General features: G+C 35.5%; 17 protein-coding genes. 12 read left to right on the forward strand and 5 right to left on the reverse strand.

Going from position 1 to position 20,290, the window contains the following annotated elements:
* Nucleotides 1–86 precede the first annotated feature (86 nt).
* Nucleotides 87–5,222 (forward strand): AAA family ATPase, encoded by a 5,136-nt coding sequence (locus tag ACTYBU_RS02420; protein WP_445486845.1) that lies wholly within the window; start codon nucleotides 87–89, stop codon nucleotides 5,220–5,222.
* A gap of 201 nt (nucleotides 5,223–5,423) precedes the next feature.
* Here ACTYBU_RS02420 and ACTYBU_RS02425 read toward each other — a convergent pair whose 3' ends face one another.
* Nucleotides 5,424–6,275, reverse strand: coding sequence for a dimethylarginine dimethylaminohydrolase family protein (locus ACTYBU_RS02425; protein WP_445486846.1), 852 nt, complete (start codon nucleotides 6,273–6,275; stop codon nucleotides 5,424–5,426).
* A gap of 509 nt (nucleotides 6,276–6,784) precedes the next feature.
* Here ACTYBU_RS02425 and ACTYBU_RS02430 point away from each other — a divergent pair.
* Nucleotides 6,785–7,435 (forward strand): spore coat protein, encoded by a 651-nt coding sequence (locus ACTYBU_RS02430; protein WP_445486885.1) that lies wholly within the window; start codon nucleotides 6,785–6,787, stop codon nucleotides 7,433–7,435.
* Nucleotides 7,436–7,781: 346 nt separating this feature from the next.
* On the forward strand, nucleotides 7,782–9,011 hold the full coding sequence (locus tag ACTYBU_RS02435; RefSeq protein WP_445486886.1) for a Bcr/CflA family efflux MFS transporter: 1,230 nt from the start codon (nucleotides 7,782–7,784) through the stop codon (nucleotides 9,009–9,011).
* Nucleotides 9,012–9,196: 185 nt separating this feature from the next.
* Here the strand turns inward: ACTYBU_RS02435 and ACTYBU_RS02440 are convergent, their stop codons facing one another.
* Nucleotides 9,197–9,340: a hypothetical protein gene (locus tag ACTYBU_RS02440; protein WP_445486847.1), complete on the reverse strand. Its 144-nt coding sequence runs from the start codon at nucleotides 9,338–9,340 to the stop codon at nucleotides 9,197–9,199.
* A 120-nt stretch (nucleotides 9,341–9,460) separates the two neighbouring features.
* On the opposite strand from ACTYBU_RS02440, the gene ACTYBU_RS02445 reads away from it, so the two are divergent.
* The gene (locus tag ACTYBU_RS02445) at nucleotides 9,461–9,679 is read left to right on the forward strand and encodes a hypothetical protein (RefSeq protein WP_445486848.1); all 219 of its coding nucleotides are present in this window, start codon (nucleotides 9,461–9,463) and stop codon (nucleotides 9,677–9,679) included.
* Nucleotides 9,680–9,873: 194 nt separating this feature from the next.
* On the forward strand, nucleotides 9,874–10,650 hold the full coding sequence (locus ACTYBU_RS02450; RefSeq protein WP_445486849.1) for a hypothetical protein: 777 nt from the start codon (nucleotides 9,874–9,876) through the stop codon (nucleotides 10,648–10,650).
* A 29-nt stretch (nucleotides 10,651–10,679) separates the two neighbouring features.
* On the opposite strand, the gene ACTYBU_RS02455 is transcribed toward ACTYBU_RS02450, so the two are convergent.
* On the reverse strand, nucleotides 10,680–11,174 hold the full coding sequence (locus tag ACTYBU_RS02455) for a L,D-transpeptidase family protein (RefSeq protein WP_445486887.1): 495 nt from the start codon (nucleotides 11,172–11,174) through the stop codon (nucleotides 10,680–10,682).
* A 918-nt stretch (nucleotides 11,175–12,092) separates the two neighbouring features.
* Between ACTYBU_RS02455 and ACTYBU_RS02460 the strand changes: the two genes are divergently transcribed.
* The 6 genes from ACTYBU_RS02460 to ACTYBU_RS02485 all read left to right on the forward strand — a co-directional run bounded on the left by ACTYBU_RS02460 (nucleotide 12,093) and on the right by ACTYBU_RS02485 (nucleotide 16,175).
* Nucleotides 12,093–12,296 carry a cold-shock protein gene (locus tag ACTYBU_RS02460; RefSeq protein WP_445486850.1) on the forward strand — a complete coding sequence of 68 codons (204 nt, stop codon included), beginning with the start codon at nucleotides 12,093–12,095 and terminating at the stop codon, nucleotides 12,294–12,296.
* A 712-nt stretch (nucleotides 12,297–13,008) separates the two neighbouring features.
* Nucleotides 13,009–13,182 (forward strand): hypothetical protein, encoded by a 174-nt coding sequence (locus ACTYBU_RS02465; RefSeq protein ID WP_445486851.1) that lies wholly within the window; start codon nucleotides 13,009–13,011, stop codon nucleotides 13,180–13,182.
* Nucleotides 13,183–13,541: 359 nt separating this feature from the next.
* Nucleotides 13,542–13,916 (forward strand): peptide ABC transporter substrate-binding protein, encoded by a 375-nt coding sequence (locus ACTYBU_RS02470; RefSeq protein ID WP_445486852.1) that lies wholly within the window; start codon nucleotides 13,542–13,544, stop codon nucleotides 13,914–13,916.
* Nucleotides 13,917–14,148: 232 nt separating this feature from the next.
* Complete coding sequence (locus ACTYBU_RS02475) at nucleotides 14,149–14,946, forward strand: DUF2935 domain-containing protein (protein WP_445486853.1); 798 nt, start codon at nucleotides 14,149–14,151, stop codon at nucleotides 14,944–14,946.
* A 234-nt stretch (nucleotides 14,947–15,180) separates the two neighbouring features.
* Nucleotides 15,181–15,519, forward strand: a complete 339-nt coding sequence (locus ACTYBU_RS02480; protein ID WP_445486854.1) for a YmaF family protein — start codon at nucleotides 15,181–15,183, stop codon at nucleotides 15,517–15,519.
* 275 nt (nucleotides 15,520–15,794) lie between these two features.
* On the forward strand, nucleotides 15,795–16,175 hold the full coding sequence (locus ACTYBU_RS02485; RefSeq protein ID WP_445486855.1) for a winged helix-turn-helix transcriptional regulator: 381 nt from the start codon (nucleotides 15,795–15,797) through the stop codon (nucleotides 16,173–16,175).
* Between the two features lie 252 nt (nucleotides 16,176–16,427).
* On the opposite strand, the gene ACTYBU_RS02490 is transcribed toward ACTYBU_RS02485, so the two are convergent.
* Together ACTYBU_RS02490 and ACTYBU_RS02495 are read right to left on the reverse strand one after the other, a co-directional pair.
* The gene (locus ACTYBU_RS02490; protein WP_445486856.1) at nucleotides 16,428–17,498 is read right to left on the reverse strand and encodes an SDR family oxidoreductase; all 1,071 of its coding nucleotides are present in this window, start codon (nucleotides 17,496–17,498) and stop codon (nucleotides 16,428–16,430) included.
* Nucleotides 17,499–17,922: 424 nt separating this feature from the next.
* Nucleotides 17,923–18,882 (reverse strand): L-lactate dehydrogenase, encoded by a 960-nt coding sequence (locus tag ACTYBU_RS02495; RefSeq protein ID WP_445486857.1) that lies wholly within the window; start codon nucleotides 18,880–18,882, stop codon nucleotides 17,923–17,925.
* A 544-nt stretch (nucleotides 18,883–19,426) separates the two neighbouring features.
* Here ACTYBU_RS02495 and maa point away from each other — a divergent pair.
* On the forward strand, nucleotides 19,427–19,999 hold the full coding sequence (gene maa / locus ACTYBU_RS02500) for a maltose O-acetyltransferase (protein ID WP_445486858.1): 573 nt from the start codon (nucleotides 19,427–19,429) through the stop codon (nucleotides 19,997–19,999).
* The last annotated feature ends 291 nt before the right edge of the window (nucleotides 20,000–20,290 follow it).

Raw genomic sequence — 20,290 nt, forward strand, 5'->3', positions numbered from 1 at the left:
CGGTGCTCTAAACTGAACTGCCTTGAACTTCTAGGCTCTTTTCGCCTAAATGCTTAACACTCATTTAAAGTAAGGAAGGAAGAATAATGAATAATTTAATTGGCTATAAAGTGAACCAACTAATAGAGTCAAATACATTTTGGAATTATTACGCAGCTTATTCGACTATTGATAAAAAAGAAGTCATCATTAGAATGCTAAATATGCGTTATAAAGACATGTATCATGCAGATGATTTACAAAAAGAATTTCAATTTTTATCTAGTCTTCCTTTTGCTTCCAACCTTCCTTTATTAAAGTATGAGAAAAAAGGGGATAGTGGATTTTTTGTATATACACCTTTTCATGTAAAGTCCTTAGAAGTATTTTTAGCCTTAAGCTCTGTAACATTAACTGAATTTTTTTCCTTTGCTCTGCAATTGACAGAGATTATTATTGGCATCCATGCAGAGAATATCTTAATAAGGAATCTTCACCCTGCTAATATTCTTATTGATTTCACCAATCAGCAAGTTGATTTAATCGGTTTCCAGGAAGCCGTCGCAAGTCAAGAAAAAACATCTACTGAAAAGATAAAAGGAATAAATGATGTCAATCAAATTGCCTATTCTGCTCCAGAAATCACTGGAAGAATGGATCGAGAGGCTGATGTTCGGACAGACCTATATGCTTTAGGCGTTATTTTTTATGAAATGCTTACCAAGACGCTGCCTTTTGCAAAAAATGATCTAGGTGACTTAATCTACGCTCATTTTACAAAAATTCCTAAATCTCCCATCGTCATCAATTCTCAAATCCCTAAAAGTTTGTCCAAGATCATTGAAAAATTACTATTGAAAATGCCAGAAGACAGATACCAAACTGCTAATAGCCTATTGTTTGACTTGAGAAAATGCTTTAAAGAATATAACGAAACTGGAGAAATTCAAGATTTTTTTCTTGGAAGCTACGATCAGAACAAACCAAAAGCACAGATAATGTATGGTCGCAAGGAAGAATTGGAGTTTCTTATTGATGCTTATGAGAAGGTAAAGACAGGGAAGATGGAAACTTTGTTTATTTCTGGTCCCTCAGGCAGTGGGAAAACGACCCTCGTTAACCAATTAAAAATGATGATGAAAGAAAATGAGGGCTTTTTTCTTTCTGGGAAATTTGATCAATTAACAAAAAATACTCCATTCGTTCCGATTACTCAAGCTTTTCAGATGTTTGTTAGGAAAATAATATCCTCAGGTGAAAAAAACATTCTAGAGTGGAACTACTTGTTAAAGAGGAAGTTAGGGGAGCAAATGAATGTTATCACTTCCTTTCTTCCCGAACTAGAGTGGATTGTTGGTGAAATGGAGCAGCCAGAATATTTGTCTTCTGTTGAAACTCATACACGATTTTTATTCACTTTTCAATCTTTTATTCAGGCGATTACAGAAAAATCTCCCGTCGTCTTATTTATTGATGATATTCAATGGGGGGATTCAGGTACTTTTGAAATACTCAATTATTTAATCAAATCTCCGGAACTAAAAAATATTTTGTTTATTTTAGCGTTCAGAGATGGTGAAGAGATGGGAAATACCGAGTTTATTGATAAGCTTCAAAAGGATTTGAAGGCAAGTAACAGATCCTACCTTCAGATTCCAGTATCATTGTTAAAAAAAGAAGAAGTGCAAGCATGGATTTCCAATCACTACGAGCTATCTTCTGCTCCATTAAGTGAGCTGTCATCATACATTTATCATGTTACGTTAGGAAATCCATTTTATATTCATCAACTATTGCAAACAGTTGAATTTCAAAAATTAATGAAACGGTACATAACGGAAAAGGGTAAGAAACCAATTTTAGAACCTATTCTTCAGCTGAAGTTGAATGATAATGTTATTGATTATTTAATTTTTCATATTAATAAACTGCCGGATGCTTTAAAAATACTTTTAAAAATGGCAGCTTGTTTTGGAAATGAGCTGTACTTAGATGATTTTTCTTTTATTTATGGTCAAAGGAAGGAGAGTGTAAGAAAGCAGCTATTGGAAGCAGTAGAAAAAGGCTTTATGCTTTCTAAATATTCCCCCCTTATGAACCATGATGGAGAAGGGGATTCACATTTTTTATTTATTCATGACAGAGTCCAGCAAGCACTTTATCAAATGATGCCCACATCTGAAAAAGAAAAAATGCATAAAAGAATTGGTTATTTTTATGCTGAAAAACTTCAAAGGCAAAGAGACAAAAATGATATATTCAACGCTGTCGAGCATTTGAATAATAGCAGGAATATCTTAGATGAAAACGACCGTTTACAATTAGCTGTATTGAATAAAGATGCAGGTGAAAAAGCAATGCTTACATCTGCTTTTGAATCCGCGTTTCAATATTTTCAAAATGCAAAGGAGCTTCTTCCACAGAATCCTTGGATGCATAACTATTCATTAACCTTTCAAATTTATATAGGCTTTGGTGAATCTGCCTATTTAAATAGGCGTTTTGAATTATCGGAACATGCATTTAATGATTTATTAAAGTATGGAAACACAATAGAAGAGAAGCTTGAAGTTTATAACTTGAAAATCATTTTATACAATTATTTGTTTCGAGTCGAAGAGGCTGTTTGCACCGGTATGGAGGCACTAAAACTGTGCGGTTGGAAAATATCGAAAAACCCTCATAAGCTTGCCATTCTAAAAGAACTTATATTAGTAAAATGGAGATTAACGACAAATAACAATAAAAACCTTTTGGAATTGCCGGAAATGGAGGGGAAACAGAAAAGATTATTAATCCAAGTCATCAATAATATGAATGGTTCAGCTTACCATGATGATCAAAATTTATCCGCCCTCTTAATGCTTAAAGCTTTAACATACACATTAAAATACGGTGATACGGACCTTTCTGCGATCGTATATAATAACCATGCTTTAATTCAAAGTGCAGCTTTTGGAAGGATAGACAAAAGTAATGAATTTGGAGAGCTTTCGATTACACATGCAAAAAGAGAAGGAAAAAAGAGTATTTTGGCACAAGTGTATCTTGTCTATGGAATATTTATTAATCAATGGAATAGTCACATTCATCATAATATAACCTACTTGCAAAATTCTCAGAAATATAGCATCGAGTCAGGTAATCTTTTTCTAGCTAGTGCAGTAAGTCCATTTATTTCTTTGATTAAGCTGATAAATGGAGACTCCCTAGAAAAAGTATTAGAGGAGGTAGACAAGCAATTTGAATTTGTAAAACGAATGAATCATGAGTTATCTATAAAGTTTCTTTATGAAATGAAGTATTGGCTTCAATTCATGATGGGGGAGGATTTGAAGCCTAACTTTGGCATTCCTTTTTTGCAAGACAGTACTTCAAATGAAATAATGCATAATACATTACGATTGCAAATGGCGTATTTAATAGATGAAAAGGAGGAAGCCATAAAAATTATCCAAAAATTAAAACCTTTAATCAATAGTACTTTCATTTTAGTGAATGCGCCTGAATATTATTTTTATCATTCATTATGGATATGCCGTTTGTACCGAGAGGTCTCGAGATCTAAACAGAGAAAATATAAAAAAGCACTCTTGTTTGATTTAAAAATAATGAAAAAATGGGCGGAACAGTCCCCGCAAAATTATCAACATAAATACTTAGTCATAAAAGCGGAAATAGAATCGATTGTTTATTTAAACAAAAATATGGATGGAATGTACGATCATGCTTTCCGTGCAGCTATGGAAAATGGCTTTGTTCAAGATGCAGCTATTATTAGTCAATGTACGGGGAAATATTACGATGGAAAAGGGCTTTCAAAGTTAGGTAGCATATTTCTGAAAGATGCATATGACCTTTTTCAAACTTGGGGAGCTGTAAGAATCTGCGAAAAAATGGTAGAAAAATATCCAATTATTAAAAATGACGTTTCAGATGATGATCAAAAAAGTTATCTTCAGACAGAGATGGATGTAAAAGCGATTATTAAAGTTTCACAAGCTTTATCCAGTGAAATAAAATTAGAACAGCTCGTCAAAAAAATGATGCAGACTTTAATGGAAGTTGCAGGCGCAGAAAAAGGATTTTTATTAATAAAAGAAAAAAATCATCTGCACAAAATAATCAAAGGAAGTAGTCAAAGCGGAATACATCTGCTTGGAAGCATGGAACTCGAAGCACTTAAGAATGAACTGGCTGTAGAATTAATACATTATGTAAATACAACACTAGAGCCAATTGTTCTTGAAGATGCAGCTAATATTGGACTGTTCACTAATGAGCATTATATGAAAACGTACAAACCTAAATCCGTTCTTGCTTTTCCTATTTTGCATCAAAACCGTTTAATTGGAGTATTGTATTTAGAAAATAATTTAATTACGCATGCTTTTACACAAGAAAGAATGGAAGTGCTCTCCTTACTCGCTTCTCAAGCAGCGATCTCTATTCAGAATGCCCAAATTTATTCGATTCTTGAGGAAAAGGTAAAAGAAAGAACGATAGATTTAGAAAAAGTAAATCAACACCTTGAAGAAGAAAAGAAAAAAAGAAGTGAGCTTCTTTCGGATATATCGCATGATTTGAGAACACCCATTACATCTATTCAGGGCTATATAGAAGCAATTCTAGATGGAATAGTGGATAATCCAAAGCAGCAAATTTTCTATTTAGAACGGAGTTTCGTTCAGATTAAATCCTTAAGTCGACTAATTCGGGATCTATTTGATTTATCCCAGCTTGAAATTGGAGGTATTTCCTTTTCTTTTGAAGCAGTATCGGTTGGTAAACTATTTAGTCATATTACAAAATTATTTGAATTAGATGTACAGGCTAAAGGAATTGAATATAAAGTTAGTATGCCAAATTTGAATGAACTAGAGTTCCCAATAATTTTCGTAGATCCTGGGAGAATAGAACAAGTTTTTGCTAACCTGATTTCCAATGCAATGAAATTCATTCAAGAAGGTTCTATTGAAGTTCGATTAGAAATCAATCAAGAACAGCAAACTGTTACCATATTTGTAACAGATACTGGCTCAGGTATTGACCAAGAGGATTTACAGCATATCTTTGTAAGGTCCTTTACAAGGAGAGGAAAAGCGAATCAGGAAGGGCATGGATTAGGTCTTGCAATTTGTAAAGAAATTATAACGGCCCATAATGGAAATATTGGTGCAGTGAGTCAAGTTGGTAGAGGAACAACCATATATATCAACCTTCCCATTGTCAAAATAGAATAGTTGCCTTACACCTTCCGGAATTTGTAGTTTTTTTATTAAGGGGAAGTGACAAAATCCGGGAGGTGATAGGCATATTTATCGGAGGTACACAAACTAAGGTCGCCACATCCTGTGGCAACGTTTGTGTGATCCACATCCTGTGGACCGCAGCTAACCATCAGTGGGGGATGAAGAAAATCCCCACTGATGGAAAGGTTCACTTTATAATTCTTTCCTTTCAATAGGAAGGGTGCAGCAGCGGAATGCTCCGCCTGATTTGATGATTTCTGAAATGTCTACTTCGATGACGGTATATCCTCTGATTCGCAGCTCTTTGTTTACTTCATAGTTCATTGGCAGGCTAAAAACTTTTTTGTCTCCAATCGATAATACATTGGTTCCTAACGTTGCTTGTTCTTTTGTTGACACTTTAATTAAATCGTATCGTTCTTCTAATAGCTTTAAGACTTCATTATGAATTTCGCCAGGGTAAATAAGTGCTTCTGTTGGAGACAGAATATTAAACACACAATCCAGATGAAGAAATGTTTCTGTGAAAGGAACAGCAATGACCTCAAAATCGGGCAAGAGGGTCTGCAAATGCCCAATCGCCTGTTTATTTGTTCGGTTGCTTACACCGACATAAATAGTATTCCGATCGATGATGACGTCTCCGCCTTCAATTTTGTCTCCGCTGAATTTGGTGTATGGCATATCTTTTTTCTCCAGCCATTCTATTAAAGCATTTTCTTCTCCTTTCCTTATATCATGTCCCATTTCAGAAACAAAAAGGCTGCTGCCTAAAACAAATCCAATATCTCTAGTAAAAACTTGTTCAGGATATTTTTTTAATGGGGGTAAAAGAATAACTTCTATTTCTTGCTCTTTCAATTTTTCCACAAATACTTGATGCTGCTGTATGGCTATTTCAGTATCAATATTATCGTCTAAAAATTGCTGTTGGGTTGCATTAATCGGTTCTTGTATAGTCATATATGTTGGAGGTGCTAAGATCACTTTTTTTAGTGGATGATATTCACTCGGACAATAGACGTTTCTCTTTTTATCACTCATAGTAAACCTCCTGTTGTTATATTTATTATTTTCTACAATAAAATAAAAAAGTTGACACTATTTGGGTGGAGTTGATTTTATTATTTGATGGAGTTTGTATTGTCCTGTTCTATTAATAATATAATCTGTATATTTTAACTATTTGCAGAATGGAGTATATTTTTACTAAATACTACCATGCATTCCGATTGGCTGTCTGCTTTTTTTACTAATAAATGATTGAATTTATGATTCTCATTTAAAATAATGAATATTTTATGGCAATTGCCAATTTCTCTTCACTGGGTCCATAAGCATATTTTATATTATTTATTATCTCAATATTTGTGAATAAATTGCATTGGTTACTACATACTATTCCTGTTATTGATTTTTCGAAAAAATTTTTAACAAAAAATAATGTCTGCGCAAGTGTTAGTATTATCGTACTTTAGGGGTTTTCTCTAAGAAGGTAACCATGCGTAGATGCTAAAATGTCTACATTTCGTAAACAGGAGGAGATTACATTGATGCAAAATCAAAATGGACAAAATCAAATGCACCAAAATGTACAAACAGGGCAGGTTCCTCAAAACTTAAATCACGGGGGACACGAAATATTCGATGTGCATGAAGTGTTGACTGGAGCTATTAATACACTAAATATGTTTAAGCTTTTAGAACAGCATGTTCAAGATCCTGAATTGCGTGATATCATGAACCGACAATATCAATTTATTCAAGAAGAGTACAACCTAACATTACAAAGCTTTCAAACAGGGCAGGAGCCTGCTAAAAGAACAGAGCCGTATATGATGAAAGAAAACAACGATTTCATTTACGGTTTAGTCCAAACGCCTCCTGAAAAGCCAATTCAAAACGTATCAGAACTGACAGATCAACAAGTTTCTGTTGCCATGCTCAACCTAGCAAAGGCTGCTGCATCTATGAAATCGATGGCTGCAGCAGAAACAACAAACCCAGTTGTTCGCAGAGTAATTGCTGCCTCTATTCCAAACTGCATTGAAATGGCGTACGAAATCTCATTATATCAAAACAAACGTCATTATTATCAAGTGCCGCAGCTTGCAGAACAAGATATGCAGCAGCTGCTAAATGCTTATGCTCCAGCAGCATCCATGCAAATGCAGCAGCAATTGGGCAATAACACGATGCATTGATAAATTAATCAGAGTAATATTGCTTCAGAAAATGCTTAGTTTATGCGTAGACTAAGCATTTTTTTTATAACTAACTCAAAGTTCGCAAAGAGAATGATGAAGAGACAGCTTGTTAAAACAAGGTATTACTAATTATTTCATAAAAAAAGGGAGGAAATAAAATGCTTGAGTAGCATAAAAAAGTGGAGCATTTTATAATTAAATAAGCTTTTCATTTAAAGATTAGGAAGATAAAACGATTTCAAATCTAAATGGAAGATTTTTATCTATATACATAGTGAAAATATAGCTCTATTGTGGTATAAAGATAAAATAATTAATGAAAGTAGAAAGGGGTTGGACATTCATGATTCATAATCCAACAGGAAAAGAGAGGCTGGGATTTGCTTTTCTTCTTGGAATGCTTGGAATATTAGGACCGCTAAATATTGATATGTATTTACCAAGTTTTCCCGATATCGCAGATGATTTAGGTGCCACTGCTTCACTTGTGCAGCTTAGTTTAACATCGTGTTTAATTGGACTCGCAATTGGCCAGGTTATTGTTGGACCAATCAGTGATGCGAAAGGGAGAAGACAGCCTTTATTAATTTCCATTTTCTTATTTGCTTTGTCATCCCTTCTCTGTGCATTTGCACCGAATATTACGACATTGGTGCTCGCCCGTTTTTTGCAAGGTTTAACTGCCTCAGCAGGGCTTGTTCTTTCGCGCGCTATCGTACGTGATGTGTTCAGCGGCAGAGAGCTAACGAAATTCTTTTCGTTATTAATGGTAATAAATGCAGTTGCTCCAATGGCTGCACCTATGACTGGTGGGGCAATCTTACTCCTGCCATTTGCAAGTTGGAATACCATTTTCTTCTCTTTGGCTTTGCTTGGACTTTTAATTGTTTTGATTGTTGCGCTGCAATTAAAAGAAACCTTGCCGCAAGAGAAGAGAATCCCGAGTTCAGTCGGGCATTCGCTTCGTACAATGGGCAGTTTGCTGAAGGATCGTTCATTTATTGGCTATGCTTTAATCGTTGGATTTATTCATGGGGGAAGCTTTGCTTATGTGTCAGGAACTCCATTCGTGTACCAAGGCATCTATGATGTGTCGCCGCAAGTCTTCAGCATCCTATTCGGAATTAATGGTATAGCCATTATTGCGGGAAGCTGGATCATCGGTCGTTATGGAGGAGTAATAGATGAAAAAAAATTGCTCCAAACGGGTGTAATGATGGCTGTAGGTGCAACATTTATTCTCCTTATCATGACGATAATAAAAGGTCCGCTGGCACTGCTCGTTATACCTATTTTTATTTATATGACTGCTATGGGAATGATTGTAACAAGCTCCTTTACCTTAGCGATGGAACACCAAGGACATCGTGCCGGAAGTGCAAGTGCTGTGTTAGGTATGTTTCCATTATTTATCGGTTCCATTGTCTCTCCGCTCGTTGGCATTAATGAGGAGACAGCTGTACCTATGGGAGCAACCTTATTTATCACTTCCTTTATTGGTTCTATTGCTTTTGTAAAATTAACAAAGAAGAATCAGACAGGACAAAGGGTAGAGGTGAAAATGGAGGTTTAAGCACCTCCATTTTTCATTTGGCTCTTTTCGTATAGATAATTCCTATCTAATCCGCAGTTTGAAAACACTTCGCTTCTAGCTTAGCGAGCGCCGAGCCGCTTCGGCGCTTTGCTCCTGCAGGGTCCCGTCTTTCTCGCTTTTCTAAGCAGGAGTCTCTATTTATTCAGGCGGCTTTCTATCGGCAATTAACCCTTTTTTCCTTTGTTGGAAAGTTGATGGATCTGTTTTTCAATAGAACTAGGTTCTTCATCCTTCGTATGGTATTGTGCTCTTTGAATTTCCATTCCCAAAGTTTGTTGATAAGTAACTGGAACCTCTTTTTTAGCCATAAGTTCACCTCCATTGATAGTGTTTCCTAGATCGTTCAAATTATAGAAATTGACTAACGGTATAAACATCATCCTATACTTCCAAAAGAACCCATCAAGTTCATAATAAATTTTTGAAAAATGGACTCATCATTAATGGAAGGTTCTATTCTTCAAAAGAAATTCAATCGTATCTCTGAACAAATTATTCGTTGGCACTCCCTTTATGGTTTACATTCCCGAGTGGACAAAGAACATATAAGGGAAATCACGATGCTGCTGGAAGAGCAGGGGACTGCATGCAGCAAAAAGAAGGAAGAAACAAATTGTACAGTTGGACACAGTACAAAAAAGATTTAGACAGTTTTTGCTGCGAAGTAAGCAGACACTTCCATAAAGGAGAGTGCCTTATTTGCTGATAAAAAGCTAGTCATTTAAAATAAATAGGGCCAGAGGATAGTGATTGTTCGAATATAAGTATACAATAAGTATAAATAGACGACGGTCGACAAATTATACAAAAATATGTACATAAAAGGGAAGGTATTATAGCAATGAAAAGTGTAAAAAAGAGTCTTGATACACTTCGAGAAATATATTCAAACAATCTTTCTGTTGCATTAATAGCAGAAGAATTATTAGCTTGTGCTCCAGAAGACAATGCAATCAGCATCAAGCTGCATTTGGAAAAGCTTGATTTTGATTTTTATGGAGTAGAAAGGCAAGGGAAGATTATAGGTTATATTATTCAATCCGAATTAAGAGATGGATTGATTTCCGATTATATGCATCCTTTTAAGATGGAAGAGATTGTTTCTGACTCCACTTCCTTAATCGAAGTTTTAGAAATATTAAGAGACAAGCATCCTGTTTTTGTGTTGGAAAGGAACCAAATAAAGAAGTTGATAACCGTTGCAGATTTACAAAAGCAGCCAATACGCATGCTTGTATTCGGGCTAATTTCCATGCTTGAAATGAATTTAGTTGAGTTAATAAAACAGAATTACGCGCATGAACAGTGGAAAGCTTGTTTAAATGAAAACAGAATTCAAAAGGCAATAGAAATATTTAGAATGAGAAAAAATAAAAATGAAGGATTAGGGTTGATTGATTGTCTGCAGTTATCCGATAAAGGAGAGATTATTCTAAAAACACCTTCTTTATTGGATATGCTTGGTTTTCGTTCCAAAACGGAAGTAAAACAATTTTTTAAAGCAATCGAAGAATTAAGAAATAACACCGCCCATTCACAGGAATATGTGTACGAAGATTTCACTGATTTTTTGGACATTATTACTAGAATGGAGAAAATGTTGAGTGTTTTTCGGTGAGTCCATAAATGATTCCCCTTTTGGGAAAACTATGGGTGAATAGAAACTGGGGTTCCTATTGGAACAATCCTTGATAATTCCTCTACATCTTTATTATACATTCGAATACAGCCTTTTGAAACGGATTTGCCAATCGAACTCGGGTTATTTGTTCCATGGATACCATAATGTTCTTTTGATAAACTCATCCACATGGTTCCAAATGGACCTCCTGGATTTGGTGCTTTATTGATAATGATAAAATTCCCAACGGGTGTCCTGAATAACATTCTGCCAACAGCAATGGGATACTGTTTTTGCAAAACGCCATTTTTTAGCAATTTTAGCCAACGACTGTTAATGGACACATCAATTTGATATGGAATAGTTTGAGGCAAAGGAAAACCAGGTATCACAATGGATTGGCCTGGATAAATAACATTTGGATTTATGGAAGGGTTAGCACGAATGATTGTTGATAGTGGTGTTCGATAATCTTTTGAAATTTGAGTCAGTGTTTCACCGGGCATAACTGTATGAATCAGTCTAAACACCCCCACAAGTTATAGTTGTTACTACATTCTATGTAGATTACAGAAAGTGATTCATACTGATTATTGATTTGCACGTTATTTAATAAGGAACGCATTCTAAACGGATGTGGTTTTTAAGATGTTTCCCTTATCGGAGAGATAATTTGAAATAGCGAATCTGTTTGGTGACTGAAAACAGTCAGGGTAGATTTATTAGCAAATAAATTTAAGCACCAAAAACAAACCAGGCAGTTGAAAAACGTTCGCCGCGGTAACTCAGCTCCGCAAAAAAGCTCGTTCCTTAATAGATAAAGGTTTTCCATCAGCCTGAAATTTAGCAGCCTTGCTTTCTCCACACTCTGAAACCTTTTTGCATATAAAAAGGTTGTGAAACGGTTATTCTTCATTGTGGATCTATTTTTTATTTAAATCTAAAGCATAAAGTGCATCCTTTACAGTAGACATTTTGGGTATGGAAGTAAACCTATCTATATCTTGTTGCATAGTCTCGAGAGCAAGTTCTGGCCTTAACCCTGTTATAATAGAGTGCACACCAATCATGGACATGATGCTAGTCATTTTAATAAGGTCATCGATTATAAATGCATCTAAATTATAGATGCTAGAAAAGTCTATGATTAAACATTCTATTTTTTTTTTCTTTACATTGATTGGATAATTCTATTTGAAGCTAATTGAATGTACATACTGCTATGAATCAGTTCTGCAACAGGTTTTTCTTCTAAATTGGTTCATCTAATTACCCGTATTGTTATATTTAATTCTTTATGTTATAATGAACTTAATTATTTTTGTTCGGTGTAAGATTGAGAGAAGAGATTGTCTTCATTAGAAATTTTATCTTAAGATAGTATAGTTGGGCAGGGGTAGTAATATAGTGTGGAGTATTCCACAACAGGAGGCAATATTATGGAAAAAGGTACAGTAAAATGGTTTAATGCAGATAAAGGCTTCGGTTTTATCGAAGTTGAAGGCGGAGAAGATGTATTCGTACATTTCAGCTCCATTCAAGGTGAAGGCTTTAAATCTTTAGAAGAAGGTCAAAAAGTGACTTTTGATATTGAACAAGGTCAACGCGGAGCACAAGCTGCTAACGTAAATAAAGTAGCATAATCAAGAAGAGTAAAAAAAGACTCCATATTGGAGTCTTTTTTTACTCTTGATTGCACTAGCTAGAAAAATAACTAGTATGCGAAATTCTTATAAAGTGAACCTTTCCATCAGTGAGGGTTTTCTTCATCCCCCACTGATGGAAAGCTTGCGGTCCACAGGAAGTGGATCACACAAACGAAGACATAAGGAAGTGGCGATCTTAGTTTGTGTACCTCCCTCGGACCTTTACGAGCAGTTATCCCCCACCTAGCTTCCTCGATTTCTCAGCATCTTGAGGTGAGGGTCTTACTGCCCGTTAAGAGTGGGATAAATGGTAATTTGTCTAACACTGAAACCAGACTTAAAAGTCTGGTTTTTTGGATAAAATAAACCATAAAAGGGATATAGGGTTCTTGTCCAATTACCTTAAAGAGTACCGATTTGTATTAAAAACAGGGCACAATAGAAAAATAGGAAGAAAAGAAGCAGTTGGTCGTAAAAATTCCTATCAAAAATAATAGTTGCTTGTTGATCTTTACTTGTGAATAAGTATAAACATTTATAACACGACAACTTTAATGAATAATCCTTATGATAATTGGGAACTAAAAAATATCCAGCAAAAGAGCTGGTTGAAAATAAAACATCATGTGAAATTCAAATGATGTCTCACAAAGAACGGTAAGTAAAGTTTAATGTTTTATTATTTTTAATTCTAGAGAGGGTGAGCACTATGAGGGAAAATATATTCAGTACTGGAGAAACAGTAAGTATAAAAGCATCTAATGAAACAGTGACCATTTTAAAATATCATTATGTGAAAAACATGAAAAGATACTCTTATACTGTCAATAAATATCCAAATACTTTTTTCTTTGAAGAAGAATTAATGAAACAAGAATCATAATCATTCAATAACCTTTTAAGTTGAATTATTTTGTCAAAATGTTTTAAGTAAAAACAGACTCTGAAGATAGGGTCTGTTTTTATACTTTACTTAGATTTGTGCTGGGGGGCGGCGTTGACATTATTCCACATTAAAAACCGCTTCTCGACCAACACTCTCAATAAATCCAAAACCCTTATCTGCATTAAGCTATTTCACTTGCCTTTTTCCATTTTTTCTTTCCTCCAAAAATATAAAAAATACACTAAATTATAAAGAAATCTAGCTTATTTACTATTTTCTTCGATGGAGACATTTAAAGTCTAAATTGAAACTTTTTCCAATTTACTTCGTCTCCTATCAATAAGGGGGAATGAAAGTTGAGAAATAAATCGGTTTCTATTCTAATTTTCTTAGCTGTTTTTCTTACTGCCAGCAGCAAGGCAGTAAATCCCAAGGATCATTTGGGGGAAATATACAAGGTTGCACTGAACTCCATAATGGAAAAAGATGAGGCATTAAGCAGTGGTATGAGATTTATTGCGGTTGATATGAGTAATTTTGATAAATTAGACGAGAAAGTTAAAGAAGAAATCATCATTTATTTAAAAGAAAAATATAAAGTGGATGTGATGGACGCAACCTTCGAAGAACTGAAAGAAAAGGGGTACTATAATCCGGACACTTTAGCTTTGGATGGGGTACTTCTTAGAATAGAGGATATAGATTTTCCATTTAATAACCATTTTTTTTGAAGGATCTAAATATAGATCAGGAAAAGGTGCTGTTGGTGTAGAAAGCACCGTTCATTATAAAGATGGTAAATGGAAAATAAACGAGTCGATAGAAACGTGGGTAAGCTAATCCATGTAAAGAAATTCAACTAAAATGAGTCTGTACATTAAATTTAAAACGATGGAGAATTAGTACAAGGGTTCAACAATATATATAGAATGGGCGTGATTTTAAAGCAAGGGAGTGGGGACAATGGCGAATCCAATTGTGGCTAGGTCATTAGATGAAATTGAATTTTGGTCTAGGATTATGAAGGAGCATGCTTTATTTTTAAGCTTGGGATTTACGTATGAACAAAAACAATTGATCATTGAATCAAAGCAGTTTATCTCTTTGTTTGAAAGAATAGAGGAAAAGCTAACTAAATTTACGGTGAACTCTGAATTACGCCAAGTTCAAGCTTTTAATACGGAGGTTTACCAAGCTGCAGCTTCTATATGGAGCTTTAAACGAAAAGTATTAGATTTAACTTTGCGCTGTGAAATTCGTACAAACAATTTCCCTTTATTAGTTGATCATATAAGTAGAGAAGCAGCATATTTTGCGAACCGATTAAAAGAATTAAATGAAGGAAAATTAGCACCAACTCCAGATGCCGTTATTGAAGAAAATGTATTCTTTCTAAAAATTATGGCGGACCATGCTAAATTTATCGGACATCTTTTAGATCCTTCTGAAAGAAAATTAGTAGATCAGGCAAAAGAGTTTAGTCATGATTTTGACCAGCTGTTATTTCAAGCCATTGATTTAGATAGCATGCGTCCTCAATCAGAAACAAAACCCATTTTAAGTCAATTCTTAGATCAAAATAAAGTATCAGTTGTCTCATTAAGAGATTTTAAGAAAACTGCAAGAGAGTTGATAGAAGCATGCCGTATTAAGAGCAATATCCATCCGCTTCTAGCAGACCATACCTTTAGAGAAGCAGAAAGGTTTTTAGAAATCATTGATTTATTTGAAGCGGATCTAAATAAAAGAGCACAATTTTAATCGTTCACTATTGGATAATCGCAAGTTTTTGGGGGACACAGCTACTATTCTTAGGAAAAAGACAATCGAACACGATCATTATGCCAAATGATAAAGGGGATACATATTATTTGTGCACTAGAATGAGAGAATCATGCAAAATCAGCTGAAATGGTCTAGTCAGTAAACCTGGATTAGGTTGATGTGAAGTTGATTTTCCATAATTAGATGGATAACTTTAAAAGAGGTGGTTGTATGGCTGGGATAGGAAAAAATGATTTTGTAAAAGGGTTTGTACCCAATCATAATCACGGTTCTGTTGATTATACTTCGGTTGAGGATGGCCATGTTCATCAGTGCTTAGATGTCACTTCGCCTCCTATACAAACGCAGGATCATAACCATATTCATTTAACGGAGGGATATGTAGTCTTTGAAGATGGGCATACCCATTATTATAAGGCATATTCTGGACCAGCGATTGCAGTAGGAAATGGAATGCATGTCCATTATTATGATTTTTACACAACGGAAGATGACGGGCATCGACATCGAATAAAAGGTGTTGATCAGCCTGCTCCAGGAAATAAATAAAAAATTAATTGCTTAAATAACCGACCTAGTAATTGTTAGGTTGGTTATTTATTTGCTTACCAATTGGATTAAATATGGCCATCATCTTCAGAGAAGTAATGATTTCAAGTAATCAAACGATATGATTTTTAATGAAAACAGAGGTGCATAGCATAAAATTTTGCTAACAGTTATAATAACTTAAAAGACGTATATTAAGAGGCTCCATTATATATAATTTATCCTGGTGGTTGATCGATGTCACTAATACTCTGAAAAGAGAGGTGGAGTTAGTAATGACTAATTCTTATAAAGTATATAATACTGCAGTGGAGGCGACGTTGGAAGTAATTGGGGGAAAGTGGAAACCTGTTATTCTCTTTCATCTAACCTTTGGCAGAAAACGCAACAGTGAATTGAAGAGCTTGATACCAGCAATTACACAAAAAATGTTAACGCAGCATCTGCGTGAACTGGAAGAGGAAGGCATCATCTTACGAATTTCCTATAATCAAGTTCCACCAAAAGTGGAGTATGAGTTGACAGACTATGGCTGGAGCCTAAAGGAGATTCTGCATGTAATGTGCAGATGGGGAGATATGCATATAGAAAGAAAGTATGAAGGAAGGGCTACCGTACTTTCCAATGCACAGCTTGAAGACGTTGATAACATATAAGAAGCCGACCTAATATATACATAGGTCGGCATTTCTTTTTATTCCACACTTAACGGGCAGTAAGACCCCCGCCTCAAGATGCTGAGGAATCGAGGAAGGTAGGTGGGGGATAACTGACCGTTAAGGTCCAAGGAGGTGTACAAACGAAGGTCGCCACTTCCTTATGTATTCGTTTGTGTGATCCACATCCTGTGGACCGCAAGCTTTCCATCAGTGGGGAGGAAGAAAACCCTCACTGATGGAAGGTTCACTTTATGGGATGACTTTCCGCTTGCGGAAATCGTTAAAGATATTAATAAACATTGCTTCAGTATCAACGTATTCGTGAAAACCAAGGCGGCGGGCCTTTGTACCGTCAGCGAAGAAATCATAATCCCATGAGAAGACAAAATCACCGAATTGCCAGGAAGATACTTCTTTATACGAATGGGAGGCAAGCCCGTGTTTCTCAATCATTTTGTTCCAAAGTTGATCTTTATCGGCCATAACCACATCAAGTGACATCTGCAGCGGAGACGCAGTTTCCAAACCGAAGTAGTGAGCGATCTTCGGCCATAATTCATTCCATCTGAACAGATCACCGTTTGTGATATTGAATGCCTGATTGGCACATTGTTCTTCAGTCGCTGCCCATACCGTTGCCTTTGCAAGAAGCCCCGCATCTGTCATTTCCAAGAGGCTCGTATATGCACCTGGCTTGCCCGGAAATCGCAGCGGAATCCCGAGCTCTTTCGAAATGGAGGCGTATATTGCAATAACCATAGCTAGGTTCATCGGATTTCCAAGAGAAAAGCCGCAAACGACAGAAGGACGGATTGCCGACCAAGTCCATGACTTGCCTTTTTGCCTTTCCTCTAAGAAATCTTGCTGATCAACATTAAATTCGGGCGGCATATGGTTAGCATCTGTTTCACGGGCTGGTGTCTTGAATGGGCCGAGATGTGCACCGTATACTTTGTATCCCTGCATTAAGCTGATATGCTTTAATCCCAACGCAATTGGTTCGATAGTCTCTACGGTGTTCACCAGCATGGCTAAGTTAGGTGGTACAAGTTCTGCCCAAGTTGGTCGGTCTTGATAGGCGGCATAGAAGATATGTGTTACCTCAGTCAATCCGCTTAGCTTCTTGAGGGTATCGTCTATATCAAGTAAATCAACAGCAACATATTGAACACGGCCAACAGATTTTCCACCTCGACGGGATAGGCCAATCACGTCCCAATCAGGGAGTGTAACGAGATAGTCAATAAGGTTGCGACCGATGACACCATTTGCTCCTACGACCAAAGCGACATTGCGATTTGCTAGAGAGTTATTATTCATTGTTTTTGCAGCTCCTTCTCCAATGTGATGTGCACTTTTATTTTCTATCAAGGAACTATATTTGAGAAGTACGCACTTTAAAGTGGCAAAAGCACTTTTTTGTCATTTAGCAGTGATTTTGCGGTTTGCATGGCTGAAAAATTGGAGAGCCAATTTTTACATGAAGAAGGAAAAAAGAGCTTCATAATAAGCAACATGTGTGGGGGGAACTCGAATATGGTAGAAATGAGAAAAAAACTTTCAGTTGGAGGAATAAGAAGTTTAAAAAAGAATTGTTATCGATGAAAAAGTCTGTGGAACAAGGCAAAGTTCTTTCTGCCGTTGGGTATTTAATTATAAGAAGATATTTAACTATTTAAGAATAAAAATCAATCCGGCATGCTACTAACATGCCGGATTGATTTCGTATTATCGCAAAGATTTTTTAGTTTTGTACAAAAAGGACTGGAGCCATTGTTTCTTTTAATACTTTAACAGAGTGTTCAAATTGTTGTTGTTCTTTTTCTGTTAAGCTCATTTCCACTACTTCACGGATTCCGTCGCGGTTGATAACAGCTGGAACGCCGATATACACATCTTCTTGTCCATATTGACCATCAAGGTAAGCAGATACAGGTAAAATTGCATTTTCATTATTTAAGATGGCTTTTGTAATGCGTACTAGAGACATTCCGATGCCATAGTAGGTTGCACCTTTTCTTTCGATAATATGGTAAGCTGCATCACGAACATTAACAAAAATTTTATCTAAGTCTTCTTGTTTGTATGCTGGGTTTTTGCTGACTAAAGACTCTACACTTTCCAATCCAACCATTGCTTTGCTCCATACTGGCAATTCAGTGTCGCCATGTTCCCCAATAATAGCAGCATGTACGTTTCTGCTGTCCACATTAAAGTATTCACCAAGCATATAACGGAATCTTGCACTGTCTAAAGTTGTTCCAGAACCAATCACTTTTTCTTTTGGCAAGCCAGATTCTTTCCAAGTTACATATGTTAAGATGTCCACTGGGTTTGTAGCGATTAAGAAAATGCCGTCAAATCCGCTGTCCATAACACTTTTAATGATTTGTTTAAAGATAGCCGTATTTTTAGCAACTAAATCTAAACGAGTTTCGCCTGGTTTTTGTGGCAATCCTGCAGTGATGACAACTAAGTCAGCAAGGCCGCAATCTTCATATTTTCCACTCCAAACTTTTACTGGAGATGGAGCGAATGGCATGCCATGATTTAGATCCATTGCTTCTCCTTCTGCTCTTTTTTCATTTACATCAATTAAAACCAACTCTTCTGCTACACCTTGGTTAATAAAAGAATAAGCGAAGCTGCATCCAACTGCTCCTGTACCAATTAATACAACGCGGTTAATATTTTGTTTTTTCATCGTATATCTCTCCTTATTTTCTATTCAAATTTAAAATGTATTTATTAGAATAATGACAAGCTAAGCAATCGTTTTATAATCAAAAGCATTTTTTAATGGTTTCTGTGTTTGTTGAAATGATGTTTGCTTTTGATACTTTTATTATAGTAGATAATTTGTGAAAACAATCACATATATGTGTCTAAAATGTGAAATGAACAAATAAAACGCTTTCTTATAAAATGTTGTTCACATCTTTGTAACAATTTAACATGCTTATTATTGTGATGAATGTTTCTTTATAGTATGTGTACTAATTTTTCTTTTATTCTCCGTTTGCTTCTCCAGTGTTCGATTTCTGCCAGATATATAGTGAAGTGGAAAATAAGAAAGTAAATAATGTAAACGCTTTATTGACAACGTACAATTACGTGTTATATTTAACTTGTATTAACTGGTTAAATATAACAACAGCTGCATGACTAATAGTTATGACGAGATTAATAGCGTTGTAGTTGAATTAAGGATAATCATCATGAAATCCATTTAATTAGGAGATGGTAAGATGAAAACGGAAAAAGAAAAGATGCTGGCTGGAGAACTGTATGACCCTTCTGACCAAGAATTGGTGGAAGGCCGTTTAAATGCAAGAGAATTGGTAGGACAATATAATATAACAACTGTGTTTGAAAAGGAAAAACGCTCTGAAATACTGCAGAAGCTTTTAGGTTCTTCTACTGATTCAAAAGCCTATATTGAACCTACATTTCGCTGTGACTACGGCTATAATATTTACGTGGGAAATAATTTCTACGCCAATTTTGAATGCGTTATCTTGGATGTATGTGAGGTAAGGATTGGCGATAATTGTATGCTGGCCCCTGGTGTCCATATTTATACTGCAACACATCCTTTGCTTCCTAAAGAGCGGTATTCTGGCAAAGAATACGGAAAGCCGATATCCATTGGAAATAATGTATGGATTGGTGGGAGAGCCGTCATTAATCCTGGTGTTAATATAGGGAATAATGTAGTTGTTGCTTCAGGAGCAGTAGTGACTAAGGATGTTCCGAGCAATGTCGTTGTAGGAGGAAATCCTGCCAGAATTTTGAGAGAACTAGATATTCCTGATTTTTGATAAGAATCATATTATTTTATCTTTATGCAGTAAAAAGTATTTAATAGATAAGACAAAAAAGACAAAAAAGACAAAAAAGACAACCAATATTGATTGTCTTTTTTTCCTATTTATTAGAGATAATCTGAGTTTAGCAAATGTAGTATCAGCTCCATCTTGCGCTAAATACCATGATGACCACGTATGCCATCCAACCTATTTACAGTATAAATGAAAACGTTTACAAAATCAAGTTTTATCCCACTCTTAACGGGCAGTAAGACCCCAATGTCATCAAGCTAAACTTCAAAA

The organism is Niallia sp. 03133, from assembly GCF_052663225.1.

Bases quoted from the DNA above. Each gene is read 5' to 3' on its own strand.
- ACTYBU_RS02420 (WP_445486845.1), top strand. From the start codon at position 87: ATGAATAATTTAATTGGCTATAAAGTGAACCAACTAATAGAGTCAAAT.
- ACTYBU_RS02425 (WP_445486846.1), bottom strand. From the start codon at position 6,275: ATGAGTGATAAAAAGAGAAACGTCTATTGTCCGAGTGAATATCATCCA.
- ACTYBU_RS02430 (WP_445486885.1), top strand. From the start codon at position 6,785: ATGCAAAATCAAAATGGACAAAATCAAATGCACCAAAATGTACAAACA.
- ACTYBU_RS02435 (WP_445486886.1), top strand. From the start codon at position 7,782: ATGATTCATAATCCAACAGGAAAAGAGAGGCTGGGATTTGCTTTTCTT.
- ACTYBU_RS02440 (WP_445486847.1), bottom strand. From the start codon at position 9,340: ATGGCTAAAAAAGAGGTTCCAGTTACTTATCAACAAACTTTGGGAATG.
- ACTYBU_RS02445 (WP_445486848.1), top strand. From the start codon at position 9,461: ATGGACTCATCATTAATGGAAGGTTCTATTCTTCAAAAGAAATTCAAT.
- ACTYBU_RS02450 (WP_445486849.1), top strand. From the start codon at position 9,874: ATGAAAAGTGTAAAAAAGAGTCTTGATACACTTCGAGAAATATATTCA.
- ACTYBU_RS02460 (WP_445486850.1), top strand. From the start codon at position 12,093: ATGGAAAAAGGTACAGTAAAATGGTTTAATGCAGATAAAGGCTTCGGT.
- ACTYBU_RS02465 (WP_445486851.1), top strand. From the start codon at position 13,009: ATGAGGGAAAATATATTCAGTACTGGAGAAACAGTAAGTATAAAAGCA.
- ACTYBU_RS02475 (WP_445486853.1), top strand. From the start codon at position 14,149: ATGGCGAATCCAATTGTGGCTAGGTCATTAGATGAAATTGAATTTTGG.
- ACTYBU_RS02480 (WP_445486854.1), top strand. From the start codon at position 15,181: ATGGCTGGGATAGGAAAAAATGATTTTGTAAAAGGGTTTGTACCCAAT.
- ACTYBU_RS02485 (WP_445486855.1), top strand. From the start codon at position 15,795: ATGACTAATTCTTATAAAGTATATAATACTGCAGTGGAGGCGACGTTG.
- ACTYBU_RS02490 (WP_445486856.1), bottom strand. From the start codon at position 17,498: ATGAATAATAACTCTCTAGCAAATCGCAATGTCGCTTTGGTCGTAGGA.
- ACTYBU_RS02495 (WP_445486857.1), bottom strand. From the start codon at position 18,882: ATGAAAAAACAAAATATTAACCGCGTTGTATTAATTGGTACAGGAGCA.
- maa (WP_445486858.1), top strand. From the start codon at position 19,427: ATGAAAACGGAAAAAGAAAAGATGCTGGCTGGAGAACTGTATGACCCT.